Genomic DNA, 18,164 nt, shown 5'->3' with positions numbered 1-18,164 from the left:
TTTCAGGCATGGCAAAGCGCATCGCGCTGGTGGCGCATGACGCCCGCAAGGAGATCATCGTGGAGTGGGCGCGGGAAAACGCCACGCAACTCGCGGGCTTCTCGATCTGCGCGACCGGCACAACCGGCGGGCGGCTGCAGGCCGAGGCCGGACTTGAGGTCGAGCGTCTGCTTTCGGGCCCCCTTGGCGGGGACGCCCAGCTTGGCGCGATGATCGCGGAAGGGCGGCTCGATGCGCTGTTCTTCTTCATCGACCCGCTTTCGGCGCTGCCCCATGATGTGGACGTCAAAAGCCTGCTGCGGCTGGCGATCCTCTATGACACGCCGCTTGCGATCAACAAGGCCACCGCGGATGCGGTGCTGTCGCATCTCGCGCAGGCCTAGGATTTCGGCCGCGCGGGGCTATCTGATAAAGCAGTCCCCACCACGGAGAGCCCCATGCCCCTGCTGATCGACACTTCCGCGCCTGTGCTCGTGACCGGGGCCACGGGCTATGTGGCCGGCTGGATCGTGAAGGCGCTGCTGCAGGCGGGAGTCACCGTGCACGCCGCCGTGCGCGCGCCTGAGGACGAGGCCAAGACATCCCATCTGCGCGCCATCGCTGAGGCCGCGCCCGGCACGCTCACCCTGTTCAAGGCCGACCTGCTGGATCAGGGCAGCTACGCGCAGGCCATGGCGGGCTGCGGGACAGTCTTTCACACCGCCTCGCCCTTCACGCTGAACGTGCAAGATGCGCAGGCGGATCTGGTGGACCCGGCAGTTCTGGGCACGCGCAACGTGCTAGAAACCGCCAGCGCCACGCCCTCGGTGCGCCGGGTGGTGCTCACAAGCTCCGTCGCCGCGATCTATGGCGACAACGCCGACATCGCGAGCGCCCCCGGCGGGCGGCTGGATGAATCGGTCTGGAACACGACGTCCTCGCTCACTCACAACCCCTATTCCTATTCCAAGACGAAAGCCGAGCAGGCGGCATGGGAGATGGCGCAGGCGCAAGCGCAGTGGGATCTGGTGGTGGTGAACCCCAGCCTCGTGATCGGCCCGGCGCTTCAAGCCCGGCCCACGAGCGAAAGCTTCAGTGTTCTCAGGCAGATGGCCTCCGGCCGGATGAAAGCCGGCGCGCCGCGCTGGGGCATTGGCTGCGTGGATGTACGCGATCTGGCGCAGGCGCATCTGGCCGCCGCTTACCTGCCCGAGGCCGAGGGGCGCAACATCGTCTCTGCCGTAGACACCGATTTCGTTCAGATGGCCGCAACACTCCTGCCGAGCTACGGCGCGGCCTATCCGCTGCCGCGAAAGGCGCTGCCGAAATGGCTTGTCTGGCTCATCGCGCCGCTGGCCAGAATGAGCCGGCAGTCCGTCACCCGCAATGTGGATGTGCCGTTTCGGGCCGACAATACGAAGGCCGTGAAAGCCCTTGGGCTCAGCTATCGCCCGCTCGCGGAGTCCATGACGGATATGTTCGCCCAGATGATCGAGAGCGGCCAGATCGCCAAGCGCTAACCGGCCTCATAGAGCTCGATGGGCAGCCCATCGGGATCGGCAAAGAAGGTGAAACGCGCGCCGGTATAGGGGTCGACGCGCACCGGCTCGCAAGCCACGCCGTGGCCCTCCAGCCGCGCGATTTCCTCCGCAATATCGGCCACCCGAAACGCCAGATGCCGCAGCCCGCAGGCCTCGGGCCGGCTCAGGCGCGCTGGCGGCTCGGGGAAGGAAAACAGCTCCAGCTGCCCGCCGCCCGGCACCTGCAGGTCGAGCTTCCACGAGTTGCGCTCCGCCCGATGCGCCTCATGCAGGATCGTGCAGCCCAGAACCTCGGTATAAAACGCCTTGGAGCGCGCGTAATCCGACGCGATCAGCGCGATATGGTGCAGCCCCGTGATCATGCCGGGCCCTCCTTCCTACTCCGGCGGGCCCAGTAAACGCCCCGGATATGAATCTTTTCCAAACCCGTGTCGAAATCCGGCAAGGGCAGGCGTCCTTGAGGTATAGACCCCCTATTAGAAAAGGAAACTCCCATGCAATACATGCTTCTGATCTACGGTGATCCCGCCCTCGAACCGGCCGAGGGTACCCCGGACTTCGATGCGATGATGGAGGGCTACTTCCATCTGAGCGAGAAGATGAAAGCCGACGGCGTGATGCTTGGCGGCGAGGGGCTGATGGGCGTGGAAACCGCCACCTCCCTGCGCGTGCGCGGCGGCAAGGTCGAGACGATGGACGGCCCCTTCGCCGAAACGCGCGAGCATCTGGGCGGCTACTACGTGATCGACGTGCCGGATCTGGACGCGGCGCTCACCTATGCCGCGCTGATCCCCTCGGCCCTCTATGGCACGGTCGAGGTGCGCCCGGTCATGGATTACAGTTCGGCCGGGTAGGCGATGAGCAAGCCACCCGCTTCCGCCAGCGCGATCACGGTGTCCAGAGAGCTGGAGGCCGTGATGCGGGCTGAGCGGGGGCGGCTTCTGGCCGTGCTGGCGGCAGGCTTACGCGATCTGGATCTCGCCGAGGAGGTCTTACAGGAAGCGGCGGTAAGCGCGTTGTCCCATTGGGGGCGCAGCGGGCTCCCGGCGTCTCCGGCGGGCTGGCTGCTGCAGGTCGCGCGGCGCAAGGCGATTGACCGGATGCGGGCGGGCCAGCGGGATGGGCAGAAGGCGCAAGCCTTGGCGCTGTTGGCAGAGGCGGAGGCGGAGGCGCCGCAGGAGATCCCCGATGAGCGCCTGCGGCTGATCTTTGCCTGCTGTCACCCGGCTTTGGAGCCGAAATCCCGCGTGGCGCTCACCCTGCGCAGTGTCTGTGGGCTGAGCACGCCAGAAATCGCGCGCGCTTTTCTGGATACTGATGCCACCATGGGCCAGCGCATCAGCCGCGCGAAGGCCAAGATCGCGGCGGCGGGCATTCCCTTTGCAGTGCCGGCGTCTGGGCTTTGGCCCGAGAGGCTCGCGGCGGTTCTGACGACGGTCTATCTGATTTTCACCACCGGCTATGTGGCCGGCCCCGGAGAACCGCGCGATTTGTGCCGGGAGGCGGAGTTCCTGATGCGGCTGATCAACGGGTTGCGCCCGGAAGAGCCCGAGATCGAGGGCGCGCTGGCGATGATGTTGCTCACGGGGGCGCGGCGGGCGGCGCGCATAGGTGCCGATGGCGCGGCCCTGCCGCCGGGCGAACAACCGCGGGAACTGTGGGATGCGGCGAAGCTTTCCGAGGGGCGCGCGCTGCTGGCGCAGGCCATGGCGCGCCGCGCGCCGGGGCCGTTCCAGATCAAGGCGGCGATCTCGGATTGCCAGATGGCGGAGCCGGGCCCCGACTGGCCCCAGATCGCCGCCCTGTACGGGGCCTTGCTGGCCCATGAGCCCACCGCCGTTGTCCGGCTCAACGCGGCCGTGGCGCTGGCCGAGGCCGGAGAGCCGGCGCAAGGATTGGCGCTGGTGGAGCGCCTTGAGGCCGAGCTTTCCGAGTTTCAGCCCTGGCACGCCGCCCGCGCCGCCTTGCTGGCGCGGCTCGGCAGGCCGGGGGAGGCCGCGCAGGCTTATGACATCGCGATCAAAGGCGCGCCCACGCAAGCCGAGGCGCTGTTTCTGGCCAAGAAGCGCGCAGCACTTGAGGGCTTTGCCTAAGGGAGAAAGCGGGCCGAGAAGCGATCCAGCAAAGCCGGATCGGGCGGGCGGCCGGTGAAGCCCAGCAGGTAGCCTTCGATCCGCGCCATGCGGGCCTCCATCGGTTCGCGCACGTCCAGCGCGTGGTAGCCGAGCTGCATGAAATAGAGGATGCGCGCGCGGATGTCGGCCTCGTAGGGGCTGTAGCCGTGGCGGGCGAACATTTGCGTCACGCTGGCGATCCGCCGCGCATCCGCCGCGTCGATCCTTGCACGCACCGCGGCATCCCTGCGCGCCCATTCGCGCACTGCGAAATCCAACCCCTGATCGAACAGCGCCGGATCCACGAAACAGGTGAAGAAATTGCACACGGCCTCCCCGATGGAAGCGGCGGGCTCTTCGCAATGGGCAAGGATCGTTGCGGTGTTATGGGCCTCCCACTCCGCCAGCAGCGCCTCGAGCAGATCGGGGCGGCTCTTGAAATACCAGTAGAAACTGGAGCGCGAGACGCCGAGCCGGGTGCTCAAGGGCAGGATCTTCACCTCGCCCACACCATCGCTCACCAGCACGTCGCGCGCGGCGCGCAGCCAGTCGGCGCGGGTAGCCTTGGTGTGGGCGAGGTGCGTCTCGGAGGCGGGGCTTGCGGCCATGGATCAGCTTTCGGGCGGGGCACCGCCCTCGGCGGTGCGTTTGGCGATGAAGGCGCGCATCTGATCGGCGCGCGCCTGATCTACGGCCACCGTGGGGCCCTGTGCAAGGAGGCCTTCCCAGATCGCCGTGGCCCGCTGCGAGGCATCCTGCGCGCCGGCCTCCTGCCACGTGCCGAAGTTGGCGGTTTCGGCCACCAGCGGCTGATAGAACTCGCTCTGGTAGCGGGCCATCGTCTGGCCGGTGGCGAAGAAATGCCCGCCGGGAGCGACCTCGGCCAGCGCATCGAGCCCGATCTCGGCCTCCCCGGCTTGGGTCGCGGCGCACATCTCCGCCACCATCTGCAAGACTTCCAGATCGCAGATCATCTTCTCGAAAGACACGGTCAGTCCGCCCTCCAGCCAGCCCGCCGCGTGGATCACCACCGTGGCCCCGGCCATGAGGCAGCCCCAGAGGCCGAATTGCGTTTCGTTGGCGGCCTGCGCGTCGTTGAGGTTGGCCGCCGATCCGGCCGCGCTCCGCCACGGCAGGCCGATGTGGCGCGCCAGTTGCCCAGCCGCGAGCGAGGCCTTGAAATGCTCCGGCGTGCCGAAAGCGGGGCTGCCGGATTTCATGTCCACGTTGGAGGTGAAGGTGCCATAGCAGACCGGCGCGCCGGGGCGGGCGAGTTGCGCCAGCGTGATCGCGGCCAGCGCCTCGGCATGGCTTAAGGTGATCGCGCCCGCCACTGTGATCGGGGCCATCGCACCCATCAGCGTGAAGGGCGTGATGATCGAGACCTGCCCGGCGCGGGCGAAATCGATGAGCCCCTGCGCCATGGGAATATCCAGCGTGCGGGGGCTGTTGGTGTTGATGATCGTGTAGCAATGGCTGGCGCTGTGGAACGCCGTATCAGACAGCCCGCGAAAATCGCGCAGCATCTCGAAACTGTCCTGCACCTGCGGCGTGCCGCGGGCGAAGATGAAGGGCAGTTTGTCTGAGAGCGTAAGCTGTGCCTCCAGCGTGAAATAGTGGCGCAGGTGGGTGGGGATGTCCTGCGGCTCGACCACGGGCGGGATCATGTGCAGCACGTCAAAGGCCTGTGTGAGCTGGACGAACTCGCGGAAATCCTGCCCCGATCCGGGCCGCCGCCCGCGCTTCAGATCGGTGGCATGGGGCGCGCCTGCGCCGGGCTGGAATACCAGCGCGCCGGGCTCCAGCACCAGATCCCGGTGCCGCGCTCCCGCACGGCAGGGGATGCTGCGCGGGGCCGAGGCCAGCGCGGCCTCCACCATCTCGCGCCCGATATGGACCATCTCGCCATCCGCCGCGATGCGCGCGCCACCGGCTTTGAACAGCGCGCGGGCCTCGGGCAGCAGCACCTTGACCCCGAGGCGTTCCAACACCTCCAAAGCCGCTTCGTGGATGGCCACCACGCGATCTTGCGAGAAGAGGGCCATCGGCGGGAAGGGGTTGCGCAAATTGCGGTAGTTCACCTCGCGCTTCGGCGGTGGGGCCTCGGCGCGTGCGCGCCTTCCGCCGCCTGCGCGCCGCCTCCCGCTCATAGGCGCATCGCTTTGCCGGTAGGATCATAGGGGGAGGCGGCGATCACCTCAGCGGCGCGCTCCACGCCCACCACATGCACCGAGAGCGCCGTGCCTGCGTCAGCGCAATCGGCCTCCACCAACGCCATGGCGAGCGAGGCCCCCACGGTGTGGCCATAGCCGCCTGACGTCACGAAGCCGACCTTGCGCCCCTCGCACCAGACAGGCTCATAGCCGCTCGCATCCGCATCGCCGTCTGCGATTTTTACGGTCACCAAGCGGCGCGCTGGGCCGTTGCCGTTGGCTTCTGACCTAGCGGCTGTGCGCCCCAGAAAATCGCCCTTCTCCCAGTCGATCCAGCGATCCATCCCGGTTTCGCCCGGCGTATAGGCCTGCGTGAACTCCCGGCTCCAGATGCCAAAGCTCTTCTCCAGCCGCAGGCTCAGTAGCGCGTTGAAGCCGACTTCCTTCAGGCCCAGCCCTTCGCCCGCTTTCAGAAGCGCGCGGCGCAGGGCGGCGTGATCGCCCATGCGGCAGTTGATCTCGAAGCCCAGCTCCCCCGTCACCGACATTCGCGCCACATGGGCCCGGATCAGGCCGATGTCAAAACGCCCGCAGCCCATGAAGGGCAGGGCGCCCACGGCGTCTTCGCTCAGGCGTTCGATCACCTTGCGCGCGTTGGGGCCAGAGAGCGAGAAGCCCGCCACTTCCTCCCCCAGATCGCGCAGCGCAACGCCCTCTTCCATTTGGTCGTTGAACCAGCGCATGTGCCAGGCGCGCAGGTAGTAGGAGCCCATGATCCACCACGTGCCATCGCCCCAGTTCAGCAGCGTCAGATCGCCCTTCAGCTTGCCGTTCTGCCCAAGCGCCACCGCCAGCCGCGCGCGGCCTGCTTTGGGGAGCTTGGTGGCGAAGATCCGGTTCAGCCAACGCTCCGCATTTGGGCCTGAGACCTCGTAGCGCGAGAAGCCGGTGATATCCAAAAGCCCCACCGTCTCGCGCACGGCGCGGCATTCCTCGGCCACGATCGGGTGCGCGTTGGAGCGTTTCAGGGTGGGGGTTTCCACGAAATCCTCGCTCGGGGCGAAGTAGAGCGGCACCTCCAGATCCCAGCTGACGCCCCAGCGGCAGCCCGCCGCGCTCATCTCGCCGTAGGCCGGGGCCATTTTCAACGGGCGGCCCGCCGGAAGCTGCTCGTTGGGGTAGGTCATCACGAAGCGGCGGGAGTAGAACTGCCCGGTGGTTTGGCGGATGTAATCGCGGTTCTCGGCAAAGCGGCCATAGCGGGCCACGTCCATCGGCCAGGCGTCGGCTTCCGGCTCGCCGTGGATCATCCATTCGGCCAGCGTCTTGCCGACGCCGCCGCCTTGCAGGAAGCCCGCCATGACCGCGCAGGCCGTCCAGTAACCGCGCTTTCCGGGCACCGGGCCGACGAGCGGGTTGCCGTCGGGCGAGAAGGTGAAGGCCCCGTTGACCCATGTTTTCACACCGACCTCCTGCAGGCAGGGGTAGCGCTCAAATCCCATGATGAGCTCTTTCTCGATGCGGTCGGTCTGCTCCTGAAACAGCTCCATCCCGTAATCCCACGGCGCGCCATCCATCGCCCAATGCTCGTGATCCACCTCGTAGATCCCGAGCAGAACGCCCTTCTGATCCTGCCGCAAGTAGGTGAAGCCCTCCAGATCCACCGTCATCGGCACTTCGAAATCCAGCGCCTCGATCTGGGGAATGCTGTCGGAAATCAGGTAGTGGTGCTTGAGCGGCGAGACGGGCAGTTCCACCCCGGCCATGCGGCCCACCTGCTTGGCCCAGAGCCCGGCGGCATTCACGACATGCTCACACGTGATCGTGCCCTCGTCGGTGATCACGCGCCAGCCGTCCGCCGTCTGCTCCAGCGCCTCGACCTTGGTGTGCTCGAAATAGCTCGCTCCGCGTTTCTTCGCCGCCACGGCATAGGCGTGCACGGTGCCCGTGGTGTCGATATAGCCCTCGCGATCCGCCCACATCGCGCCGAGAATCCCCTCGGTGGACATGATCGGGCAGCGCTTCTGCGCCTCTTCCGGAGTCAGCAGTTCGCAATCCTCGATGCCGATGGACTGGAACACCCGGTAGGCCGATTGCAGCCATTCCCAGCGGTCCGGCGTGCCCGCAAGCGTGAGCCCGCCCGTCATGTGAAGCCCGATGTTCTGGCCGCTTTCGGCCTCGATTTCGCTCAGCAGATCAATGGTGTAGGCCTGAAGTGCGGCCATGTTCGGATCCGCGTTGAGCGCATGGATGCCGCCGGCGGCATGCCAGCTGGACCCGGCCGTCAGCACGCTGCGCTCTAGCAGGCAGACATCCTGCCAGCCGAATTTCGCAAGGTGGTAGAGCACTGACGTGCCCACGACACCCCCCCCGATGATCACGACGCGATAGTGCGATTTCATGGCTGGCCCTCCCCGAATGTCCCGTAGGGGAGACGTTAGGAGGCGCGGGCCTCGGTTGTCTAGACATTTGTGTACAGGGGTGCGTGTGGAGGGCTCAAATCTCTCCGGCGAAATGGCACAGCACCTCTGCGCCGCCGATGCTGCGGCGGGGCGGGCGGGCCTGGCGGCACAGGTCGGTGGCATGGGCGCAGCGCGGGGCAAACTGGCAGCCCTCCAGGCTTGACGGCCCGGCTGCGATCGGAGCGGCTGTGCTGGCCTTGATCTTGGCCTTGCGGGACCTTGGATCGGGCGTCGGCACCGAGGCCAGAAGCGCCCGTGTGTAAGGGTGGCGCGGCGTGGCAAAGAGCCTGTCGGTTTCAGCCAGTTCCACGATCCGGCCCCGGTACATCACCGCGATCCGGTCGCAGAAATGCTCCACCACGGCCAGATCATGGGCGATGAAGATATAGGTCAGGGCCAGTTCGTCCTGCAGATCCATCAGCAGGTTCAGCGTCTGGGCCTGAATCGAGACATCCAGCGCCGAAACGGCCTCATCGGCGATGATCAACTCCGGCCTGGTGGCCAGTGCGCGGGCAATTCCCAGCCGCTGGCGCTGGCCGCCCGAAAAGGCGTTCGGGTAGCGCAGGAGAAACTCCGGGCGCAGGCCGACCTGCTCCAGAAGCGCGGCCACGCGGTCCGCCAACGCTTTGCCCTTCAACCCTTCGGCCTGCTGCAGGCTCTGGCCGATCAGGTCGATCACCCGCAGGCGCGGGTTGAGCGAGCTTTGCGGATCCTGAAACACCATGCGGATGTCGCGCCAGATGGCGCGCAAGGCCTCGGCGTCCAGCGTTGTCAGCTCTGCATCTTGATGCCGGACGCCGTGGTAACGCACCGAGCCCGCCGTGGGCCGCAGGATCTGCATCAGGCAGCGGCCCAGCGTGGTTTTGCCGGAGCCGCTTTCGCCAACGATGCCAAAGCTTTCGCCGCGCATCACCTCGAAGGAGACACGATCTACCGCCCGGATCGGTGCCGCCGCGCCGCTGCCGGGAAAATGCATGTCGAGCTCTTTTACCTGCATCAGGGGCTCAGTCATGGGGGGCCTCGCTTTGGGGAAGGAAACAGGCCGCTTCGGTGCGGCCTGCGGGGGAGAGCGCGGGCTCTGCGGCGTCGCAGACACCGGCGCGCGCATGATCGCAGCGGCTGCGGAAGGTGCAGCCCGAGGGCCGCGCGAGCGGATGGGGGACCATGCCGCGAATGGCGGGCAGCCGGGCCTTGCGGCCCTCGCCAATGCGCGGCACGGAAGCCAGAAGCGCGCGGGTGTAGGGGTGGGCCGGGGCTTCGAAGATTGAGTAGACATCGCCTTTCTCCACCACCTTGCCCATGTACATCACCGCCACGTCCTCGGCCACTTCGGCGACCACGCCCAGATCATGGGTGATCAGCATCACCGCCATGCCAAGCTCCTCTTTCAATTCGCCGATCAGATCGAGGATCTGTGCCTGCGTGGTGACGTCGAGCGCGGTTGTCGGCTCGTCCGCGATCAGCAGGCGCGGGCGGCAGGAAAGCGCCATGGCGATCATCGCGCGCTGGCGCATGCCGCCGGACAGCTCGAACGGGTAGGCCTCGTAGCGCGCACGCGGGTTGGGAATGCCGACGCGGTCGAGCAGTTCGATCGCCAGCTCTTTTGCTTCCGCCTTGCTCACCTTGCGGTGCAGCAGGATCGTTTCGCTGATCTGTTTTCCGATCTTCTGGATCGGCCCGAGCGAGGACATCGGCTCCTGAAAGATCATGGCGATATCGCCGCCCCGGATCGCCCTCAGCCTTTTACTGCCCATGGGCTCGCGGGCAAGATCCACCGTCTGGCCTTGCGCGTTGCGGTAGGTGATCTGGCCGCCCACGATCCGCCCCGGCGCATCGACGATGCGCAGGATGGAGCGGGCCATGATGGATTTTCCGCAGCCGGATTCCCCCAGCACACAGAGGGTGCGGTTGGGGTGGATGTCCAGATCCACGCCTTCCACCGCCTTCACCACGCCGTCATCGGTGAAGAAATGGGTGCGCAGATCGCGGATCTCCACGAGGGGGTCAGTGGGCATTTGGGTCTGCGGCATCACGAAGTCCGTCTCCGAGGAAGTTGAGGGCGAGCACGGCGAGCACGATCACCGCGCCGGGGGCGATTAAGAGCCAGGGGGCCTGGATGATCGTGCGGATGTTCTGGGCCTCCTTCAGCAGCGTGCCCCAGGACACGATGGGCGGCTGCAGGCCGATGCCGAGGAAGGAGAGCGAGGTTTCGGCGAGGATCATCAGCGGCACCGCCAGCGTGAGGGAGGCGATGATATGGCTGGAGAAGCTGGGCACCATGTGGAGCCGGATCACCTGCCAGTCGGTGAGCCCGTCGAGCCGCGCGGCGGTGATGAAATCCTCGCCGCGCAGGGAAAGGAACTTGCCGCGCACTTCGCGGGCGAGCGAGGTCCAGCCGATCATGGAGACGATGATCGTCACCACGAAGTAAGTGCGCAGCGGCGGCCAGTCGAGCGGGATGGCGGCGGCGAGCCCCATCCACAGCGGGATCGTCGGGATCGAGCGCAGGAACTCGATCAGGCGCTGGATCGCATTGTCCACCCAGCCGCCGTAGTAGCCCGACAGCCCCCCCAGCGCGACGCCGATCACCAGCGACATCGCAACGCCCACCAGCCCGATGGACATCGACACCCGCGTGCCCATGACGATCCGGCTATAAATGTCGCGCCCCAGCCTGTCGGCGCCCCAGAGGTAGGCGCGATCCTTCGGGTTGATGGGTCCGAAGAAGTGCCGGTCGGTTTCGACGAGGCCGAGGAGCTTATAGTCGAAGCCTTTCACGAAGAAGCCCAGAGGGATGATCTTTTCGGGATCCTCCACGAAGCTGCGGCGGCGCTCCACGGGATCGAGCGTCAGCTTCAACCCCTTGACGTGCAGGAGCATCTGGCGCGCGCCGTCTTCGTTTTCGGTGAAAAGATGTATCCCCATCGGCGGCGCGAAGGGGGCGCGGCGGTTGGTTTCGTGGATGTCGGTGGTGGCGAAGAACTCGCCGAACAGGGCGAGCAGGTAAATGAAGCCCACGAGCCAGAGGCTGAGCAGAGCGACGCGGTGGCGGCGGAACTTGCGCCACATCAAGGCCCAGGGGCCAAGAAGATCGGGCAGTGTCTCCGTCGTGTTGGCGGCCTCGGGGATGGGGAGGGAAGAGGGGGAAGCTGTCATTGGTAGCGGATCCTCGGGTCGATCCAGGCCAGCAGCAGATCCGAAATCAGCGTGCCCACCACGGTGAGCAGGCTGACGATCAGGATCAGAGAGCCAGCGAGATACATGTCCTGCACCAGAAGCGCCCGAAGTAGCATGGGGCCGGTGGTGGGCAGGTTCATCACCACGGCCACGATGATCTCGCCCGACACGAGCGTCGGGAGGATCCAGCCGATGGTGGAGATGAAAGGGTTCAGGGCAACGCGCACCGGGTAGCGCATGAGAAGCTGGAACTCGCTCATGCCCTTGGCCCGCGCGGTCACGACGTAAGGCCGATAGAGCTCATCCAGCAGGTTGGCACGCATGATGCGGATCAGCGCAGCCGCGCCGGAGGTGCCGACAACGACGATGGGCATCCAGATATGGGCGAGCAGATCAGTGAATTTCGCCCAGCTCCACGGCGCGTCGAGATACTCCGGCGAGACAAGCCCGCCGACGCTCTGGCCGAAGTATTTGAAGGCCACATACATCATCACAAGGGCGAGCAGGAAGTTCGGGATCGCAAGGCCGATGAAGCCGAAGAACGTGGCCACGTAATCGCCCACCGAATACTTCCGCACGGCGGAATAGATGCCGATGGGCAGGGCCACGGCCCAGATGAAGATCAGCGTCAGCAGGGAGATGGCGAAGGTCCAGCCCAGCCGATCCCAGATCAGATCCCCCACGGGGAGGTTTTTCTCAAAGGAGAGGCCGAAATCGCCGTGAAACAGGATCCCGGACATCCATTTCCAGTATTGCACGAAGAAGGGTTGTCCGAGCCCGTAGCGCTCGCGCAGAGCTTCCATAGTGCCCGCATCGAGGCCGCCTGAGTCCGAAAGCTCTGCCGCCAGCGTGTCGAGGTAGTCTCCGGTGGGCAGCTGGATGATGAGAAAGGTAACGACCGACACCAGAAAGACCGTGGGGATCATGGTGAGGAGCCGGCGATAGATAAAGCCAGTCATCGGGGAAGTTCCGTCGGGAAAAGGGGCGCGCATCCCGGTGGGATGGCAAGGGTCCGGCCCGGGCGGGGAGGATGCCCGGGCCGGCGTGGCAGCCGCCTATGGCAGGGCTTTGCCGCCTTCGTAATACATCTGGCTCACGTAGGGCGACGGATACCAGAGCTGGCCCGAGATCGGCAGCGGATCAGGCACGTTGCGCACATTGGTGCGGGCCACGCCAAAGGCCGGATCGCTCTGCACGAGGCCGATGGTCAGGAACTGATCGGCCGAAAGCTCCAGCAACGCTTCCATTTCGGCCTTGCGCGCTTCAGCCGTGGGGGCGGATTTGACCAGGTCATATTGATCAAACAGCGCCTTGATTGCTTCCGGCGGCTCGGATCCGGTGCTTGGGTCCACGCCCCATTTCGCCCATTCCGGAGCCCAGTAAACGGCGGTGCCGAAGGGCAGGTAGCATTCGGGCGAGGTATAGGCGTCGGATTGGCCGCCGGCGCAGTTCCAGATGTAGGCGTCATGCTGCGACGAGACCGCTAGCTCCTGCAGGCGCGCGCGGTCGCTCATGCGGATCTGGAAATCCAGCCCCACATCGGCGGCATAGAGCGCGACAAGCTCCATCACGTCGGGAAACTGCGCCCCGAAGACATCGGCCACCATGAACACCAGCGAAAACCGCTTGCCGTCGGGCCCGAGCCGGTAGCCGTCGGCGTCCTTCTCGGGCAGCACCTTGTCGAGGTGTTCATTGGCGAGCGCGGGATCGAAGGCGGTGAACTGCGTCGCCATGCGCTCGTTGTAGAGCGGCGAAACAGGCTGCGGCGCGGTTTGGGCGGCGCGGCCGGAGCCGAGGTAGATCAGATCGATGATCTCCTGTCGGTTGACGGCATGGCTCAGCCCGATGCGGAAATCCTTGTTGCCCACGATCTCGGCCTTCACCGGATCGGGGTTGTTGAGGTTGAGCATCAGGATCGCGCCGTTGGAGGGGAGATCATTGGTGTCGAAGAAGCGATACTTCCCGCGCTCTGCGTTGTCGGCCAGGATGGCGCGGTTGGCCGGGCGGCCCAGGTGGCGGTTCATGTAGTCGATCTCGCCGTTGAAGGCCTTGAGCAGGATCGTTTCGGGATCTTCCACCTGATCCCATGTGATCGCGTCGAAATAGGGCAGCTGGTTGCCCTCGGCATCCACCTTCCAGAAGTAGGGGTTGCGCTCCGCGACAAGCCGGTCCGTTGCGCCATAGGCGTTCTGCAGCTTCCACGGATGCAGGGTCGGGCGGTCCGGATTTTGCCAGAAGGCGGGCGTATGCATGTGGCCGGCCTTCAGCTGGAACAGGGCCGTCCAGTCGTCGGCGGCGGGTTCGGCGTCGATCAGCGCCTGAATGCCGTCGGGGTTATGATCGGCGTGGAACTGGCTCAGGTAGTGCTTGGGGTAGTTCACCGGGTAATAGCCAAAACCATAGGCGAGGTTGGGGATGAACAGCCCGTTGGGCGAGGCAAAGGTGAAGCGGACGGTGAGATCGTCGATCTTGCTGACCTCGACAGGCCCCTCCGGCCCCACGTAGATCGGATGTTTGGAAGGCGTCAGCCGCGGATCGGAGAAGACCTCGTACCAGAACATAATGTCATCGGCCGTGAAAGGCGCACCATCGGACCAGCGCATGCCCTCGCGCAGGCGGAAGGTGAAGGTGGTGGCATCTTCCGACACTTCCCAGCTTTCAGCGATGTTCGGCTTGATCTCTGTCCAGTCCACGCTCCAGCGCACGAGGTTCTCATGGCCGACCACGCGCACGATATTGTGCTGATCGCCACCGCCGAGAATGGCCCGGCGCATTGTGCCGCCATAGGTGCCGATGCTTTCCACGGTTTCGAACACCAGTGGAGATTTCGGCAGGCGCTCCTCCAGCGGCGGCAACTCGCCCGCCGCAACACGCGCCTCCAACATTGGGGCCTCGGCGTAGTCTGCGGCCCAAAGCGGCGTGGCAAGGCCCAGGGCCACCACGCTTGCGCCGGTTGTGAGCGCGGCGCGCGCTTTTCTGAAGTAACCCATATCTCCTCCTTTACGGGTTAGGGGTGTCACCAGTTGGTGACGGAGCCATCGGGCCGGACCAGATGCGGACATTCCGCATGTTCCGGCACGCTGGCGCGAATGGCGGCCTCGTTCACCTCGACCCCAAGCCCGGGGCCGTCGGGCACCCGGTAGACGGGCCCTTCCAGGCTCACCTGCGTAGGGAAGAGATGCGGATCGTGGAAGCCGAGCGATTCCACCGGGGATTGCCGGGTTTCAAGCCATGAGAAATTCGGCACGGCTGCCGACATATGCACGCTGGCGGCCGTGCAGACGGGGCCGAGCGGGTTGTGCGGCATCAGGTCGATGTAATGGCGCTCGCACCAGCCGGCGATCTTCATCGCCTCGGTGAAGCCGCCGATGTTGCAGATGTCGAGCCGCATGTATTGGGTCAGCCCCTGTTCGATGTAAGGGGCGGCCTGCCATTTGGAGGCGAACTCCTCGCCCACGGCGAAGGGAATGCTCGTCATCTGGCGCAGCGCCGCATAGGCCTCTGGGCTTTCGCAGCGGATCGGCTCCTCGAGGAAATCCAGCACGCCCGCGGGCAGCATGTTGCACAGGCTCGCGATTTCGGCAGGAGAATAGCGGTGGTGCAGATCGATGCCGAGGCAAAGGCCACGGCCGAAAGTCTTGCGCAGCAGGGTGAGGATCTCCACGGTGCGGCCCAGCGAGGCGCGGGGATCGAAGCTGCCGTCGCCGTTGAAGCCGTCCGGGTAGATGCGCACGCAATCCCAGCCGGCCTCCACCAGTTGGCGCGTGGCGCCGACGGCCTGTGCATCCGTCGTGGCGAGGAAGCTTGCGAATGTGGGCACCACGTCGCGCTGCTTGCCGCCCAGAAGCTGGTGGACCGGCACGCCGAGCCGCTTGCCCAGCAGATCGTGCAGGGCGATGTCGATCGCCGAGAGCGCCGCCGTCAGCACGCGCCCGCCTTCGAAATACTGGCTGCGGTAGCACTGTTGCCAGATCCGCCCGATGCGGCGGGAATCCTGCCCTAGCAGGAAACGGGCGAAATCGGTGATCACGGCGGCCACGGCGGTTTCGCGCGAGGAGAGCCCGCTCTCGCCCCAGCCCACCAGCCCGTCTTCGGTTTCGACGCGCACCAGTAACTGGTTGCGCCCACCCACCCGCGCCAGCAGCGGCTCTATCGCGGTGATCGCTGCCCGGCGCGCCTCGGGGTCGGGCTGGGGGGTGCAGTGTCGGGCGGAAACTGGGGTTGGCGTGGCCACGGGACCCTCTTTAAGTGAATCAGGCATGACGTATACATACACGAAAAACAAAAATCGTACATTATAATTTAATATGATGTTTGAGGGGCGCGAACAGGGAAGCATCGCTACGGCGCATCGCGGTGGCGCAAGGAGAGGCACAGGCGGCCGGATCTGATCCGAAAGCGCGCTGCCGCCGTAGTCTTTACAGGGACATCAGGGAGACTCCGTTATGCTCAACCGCTTCACCACCGTTTTCACGGCCGTTACGCTGGCCTGTCTGGGCACCGCCGCGCAGGCCGGGCTGCTTGTGCGTTTTGTCGAAGGCGCGCCGAAAGACCGGTTCGAAATCCGCAACGAAGGCAGCTGCGCCATCGGGGCCAGCACCCTGACGCTTGATCTGTCCCTATCCGCCGGTGGGCTGATCTTCGATGTGACAGGGCGCGGGGCCGGTGTGGAAGTTTTCCAGCCGTTCGAAGTGGTACGCGGGCAAAGCGCCCTTGCAGCGCTGCCGCAGGTGACCGACGGGCAGGATCAGCTCGAACTCAAGATCACCGACCTGCCGCCGGGCGGCGTGATCGCCTTTACGATTGACGTAGACGACACCCTCGGCGCCCGCGCGATCACCGTCTCGGGGGCCGAGATTACCGGGGCGACGGTCTCCCACCTGTCGGCGCAAGCCTCTGACACGGCTGTGTTTACTGCGGAGGCCACGGCCGAACTGGCTCAGGCACCGTGCTGAGCATCAGCCAGACGTGCGCTGGACGCTCAGGCGTGTGATCGTGCTGATAGGGAGATGTGGCTGGGGTGGTAGGATTCGAACCTACGGTACACGGTACCAAAAACCGCTGCCTTACCGCTTGGCTACACCCCAACTGTGAGCGCGTATTTACGGCTCCGCCCCGGTGGGTGCAAGCCCCAAACCACAAAAAATGCGGCGGGGCTTTCACTTTTTTGGCGGCCCCCGCAGGGACCCGACCGGCGCTCTTGCGGGGTGGTCGGGCAGGGGGCCTTGGGAGGCCGTGGCCTCAGATCGTCTGGTCGTAGTCGCCCACGGCGGGCTCGGTGCGGATGAAGCCGTCGATCTCGGTGAAGATCTGTTTCAGCTCCTCGGCGCTTTCCGGGCTTTCGCAGACCACCACGAGGTTGGGCGTGTTGGAGGAGGCCCGTACGAGCCCCCAGGCGCCGTTGTCCAGAATCACGCGCGCGCCGTTCACTGTCACCACATTGGCGATCTTACGCCCGGCGATCGTGCCGCCGGCTTCTGCATGCGCCACCAGCTTTGCCACGATCCGCTCCAGCACCGCGTATTTCTCGGTGTCGGCGCAATAGGGCGACATCGTGGGGGTGGAGAAGGTCTTGGGCAGGGCTTTGCGTAGGTCCGACATGCTCATGTCCGGGTTGCGGTCCATCAGCTTGCAGATCTCGACGGCGACACGCATGCCGCAGTCGTAGCCGCGGCCCACCGGCTCAGCGAGGAAGTAGTGGCCGGATTTCTCAAACCCCGCCAGCGCGCCGATTTCCTTCACCCGGCGCTTCATGTGGCTGTGGCCGGTTTTCCAGTAATCGGCCTTCACGCCATTGGCCTTCAACTCCGGGTCCGAGGCAAAAAGCCCGGTGGATTTCACATCCGCCACGAAGGTGGAGTTGGGGTACAGCTTGGAGAGATCGCGGGCCATGATCACGCCCACCTTGTCGGCGAAGATCTCCTCGCCCTCGTCATCTACCACGCCGCAGCGATCGCCGTCACCGTCAAAGCCGAGCGCCAGATCGGCGCCGGAGGCTTTCACGCTGTCGGCCATGTCATGGAGCATCTCCATGGCCTCGGGGTTGGGGTTGTAGTTGGGAAAGGTGTAATCCAGTTCGGTGTGGCTGGGCACGACCTCCACCCCGATGCGCTCGAAAATCTCGGGTGCGAAAGCGGCGGCGGTGCCGTTGCCGGTGGCGCAGACGACTTTCAGCGGGCGGCTCATTTTGAAATCGCCCACGAGATCTTCGATGTAGGCTTCCTTGACACCTTCCACGAATTCGTAGGAGCCGCCGGGCACTTCTTCCCAATCGCCCGAAAGCACGATGTCGCGCAGCTCGGCCATCTCGTCGGGGCCGTGGGTAAGGGGGCGCTCAAAGCCCATCTTCACGCCTGTCCAGCCGTTGGGGTTGTGCGAGGCGGTGACCATGGCCACGGCAGGCACATCAAGGTGGAACTGGCTGAAATAGGCCATGGGCGAGACCGCCGGGCCGATGTCCTTCACGGCGATGCCGGCGCGCATCAGCCCCTGGATCAGGGCCAGTTTGATCGAGAGCGAATAATCGCGGTAGTCGTTGCCCACGGCGATGACCGGATCGATGCCCCGGCGGCGCATCTGGGTGCCGAGGCCAAGGCCGAGGGCTGTCATGCCGGGCAGGTTGATTTCTTCGGGGAAGCGCCAGCGGGCATCGTATTCACGAAAGCCCGTGGGGGTGATCATCGGGTCACGCAGAAAGCTCCAGGTGTTCGGGGCCACGGTGGCGACGGGTTTTTGCAA

The 18,164-nt window shown here is 65.5% G+C and carries 16 protein-coding genes and 1 tRNA gene; 5 read left to right on the top strand and 12 right to left on the bottom strand.

Features of this window, described 5'->3' with window-relative positions; genetic code table 11:
* Nucleotides 1–8: 8 nt before the first annotated feature.
* Together KVX96_RS13630 and KVX96_RS13625 are read left to right on the top strand one after the other, a co-directional pair.
* Nucleotides 9–383: a methylglyoxal synthase gene (locus tag KVX96_RS13630; protein WP_261195068.1), complete on the top strand. Its 375-nt coding sequence runs from the start codon at nucleotides 9–11 to the stop codon at nucleotides 381–383.
* A 54-nt stretch (nucleotides 384–437) separates the two neighbouring features.
* A complete protein-coding gene (locus tag KVX96_RS13625; protein ID WP_261195066.1) occupies nucleotides 438–1,499 on the top strand; it encodes an NAD-dependent epimerase/dehydratase family protein in 1,062 nt (353 codons plus the stop codon).
* Here KVX96_RS13625 and KVX96_RS13620 read toward each other — a convergent pair.
* Nucleotides 1,496–1,882, bottom strand: coding sequence for a VOC family protein (locus KVX96_RS13620; protein WP_261195065.1), 387 nt, complete (start codon nucleotides 1,880–1,882; stop codon nucleotides 1,496–1,498). The two genes, KVX96_RS13625 and KVX96_RS13620, sit on opposite strands and share 4 nt — an antisense overlap.
* Before the next feature lie 132 nt (nucleotides 1,883–2,014).
* Here KVX96_RS13620 and KVX96_RS13615 point away from each other — a divergent pair, with 132 nt between their 5' ends.
* Nucleotides 2,015–2,374, top strand: coding sequence for a YciI family protein (locus KVX96_RS13615; protein WP_261195064.1), 360 nt, complete (start codon nucleotides 2,015–2,017; stop codon nucleotides 2,372–2,374).
* Nucleotides 2,375–2,377: 3 nt separating this feature from the next.
* A complete protein-coding gene (locus tag KVX96_RS13610; protein ID WP_261195063.1) occupies nucleotides 2,378–3,613 on the top strand; it encodes an RNA polymerase sigma factor in 1,236 nt (411 codons plus the stop codon).
* Here the strand turns inward: KVX96_RS13610 and KVX96_RS13605 are convergent.
* The 9 genes from KVX96_RS13605 to KVX96_RS13565 form a co-directional block, all read right to left on the bottom strand.
* Nucleotides 3,610–4,242 carry a TetR/AcrR family transcriptional regulator gene (locus tag KVX96_RS13605; RefSeq protein ID WP_261195062.1) on the bottom strand — a complete coding sequence of 211 codons (633 nt, stop codon included), beginning with the start codon at nucleotides 4,240–4,242 and terminating at the stop codon, nucleotides 3,610–3,612. The genes KVX96_RS13610 and KVX96_RS13605 overlap by 4 nt on opposite strands.
* Before the next feature lie 3 nt (nucleotides 4,243–4,245).
* Complete coding sequence (locus tag KVX96_RS13600; RefSeq protein WP_261195061.1) at nucleotides 4,246–5,784, bottom strand: trimethylamine methyltransferase family protein; 1,539 nt, start codon at nucleotides 5,782–5,784, stop codon at nucleotides 4,246–4,248.
* A complete protein-coding gene (locus tag KVX96_RS13595; RefSeq protein WP_261195060.1) occupies nucleotides 5,781–8,189 on the bottom strand; it encodes an FAD-dependent oxidoreductase in 2,409 nt (802 codons plus the stop codon). The genes KVX96_RS13600 and KVX96_RS13595 overlap by 4 nt, the downstream gene beginning before the upstream one ends.
* Nucleotides 8,190–8,283: 94 nt before the next feature.
* Nucleotides 8,284–9,261, bottom strand: a complete 978-nt coding sequence (locus tag KVX96_RS13590) for an ABC transporter ATP-binding protein (RefSeq protein WP_261195059.1) — start codon at nucleotides 9,259–9,261, stop codon at nucleotides 8,284–8,286.
* Nucleotides 9,254–10,264, bottom strand: coding sequence for an ABC transporter ATP-binding protein (locus KVX96_RS13585; protein WP_261195058.1), 1,011 nt, complete (start codon nucleotides 10,262–10,264; stop codon nucleotides 9,254–9,256). The genes KVX96_RS13590 and KVX96_RS13585 overlap by 8 nt, the downstream gene beginning before the upstream one ends.
* Nucleotides 10,254–11,405 (bottom strand): ABC transporter permease, encoded by a 1,152-nt coding sequence (locus tag KVX96_RS13580; protein WP_261195057.1) that lies wholly within the window; start codon nucleotides 11,403–11,405, stop codon nucleotides 10,254–10,256. The genes KVX96_RS13585 and KVX96_RS13580 overlap by 11 nt, the downstream gene beginning before the upstream one ends.
* Nucleotides 11,402–12,385 (bottom strand): ABC transporter permease, encoded by a 984-nt coding sequence (locus KVX96_RS13575; protein WP_261195056.1) that lies wholly within the window; start codon nucleotides 12,383–12,385, stop codon nucleotides 11,402–11,404. The genes KVX96_RS13580 and KVX96_RS13575 overlap by 4 nt, the downstream gene beginning before the upstream one ends.
* Nucleotides 12,386–12,481: 96 nt before the next feature.
* A complete protein-coding gene (locus tag KVX96_RS13570; protein ID WP_261195054.1) occupies nucleotides 12,482–14,416 on the bottom strand; it encodes an ABC transporter substrate-binding protein in 1,935 nt (644 codons plus the stop codon).
* A 26-nt stretch (nucleotides 14,417–14,442) separates the two neighbouring features.
* Nucleotides 14,443–15,660: a mandelate racemase/muconate lactonizing enzyme family protein gene (locus tag KVX96_RS13565; RefSeq protein WP_261195053.1), complete on the bottom strand. Its 1,218-nt coding sequence runs from the start codon at nucleotides 15,658–15,660 to the stop codon at nucleotides 14,443–14,445.
* Between the two features lie 211 nt (nucleotides 15,661–15,871).
* Between KVX96_RS13565 and KVX96_RS13560 the strand changes: the two genes are divergently transcribed.
* Complete coding sequence (locus KVX96_RS13560; protein WP_261195052.1) at nucleotides 15,872–16,381, top strand: aggregation factor core; 510 nt, start codon at nucleotides 15,872–15,874, stop codon at nucleotides 16,379–16,381.
* Between the two features lie 57 nt (nucleotides 16,382–16,438).
* Here KVX96_RS13560 and KVX96_RS13555 read toward each other — a convergent pair.
* Both KVX96_RS13555 and KVX96_RS13550 read right to left on the bottom strand, forming a co-directional pair.
* A tRNA-Gln gene (locus KVX96_RS13555) sits at nucleotides 16,439–16,513 on the bottom strand.
* 154 nt (nucleotides 16,514–16,667) lie between these two features.
* Nucleotides 16,668–18,107: a phosphomannomutase/phosphoglucomutase gene (locus KVX96_RS13550; protein ID WP_409977127.1), complete on the bottom strand. Its 1,440-nt coding sequence runs from the start codon at nucleotides 18,105–18,107 to the stop codon at nucleotides 16,668–16,670.
* Nucleotides 18,108–18,164 lie beyond the last annotated feature (57 nt).

This window comes from Pseudoruegeria sp. SHC-113, from assembly GCF_025376885.1.
Lineage (GTDB): Bacteria > Pseudomonadota > Alphaproteobacteria > Rhodobacterales > Rhodobacteraceae > Pseudoruegeria.
Note: the sequence above shows the minus strand (reverse complement) of the source record. Positions and strands in the feature narration are given on the sequence as shown.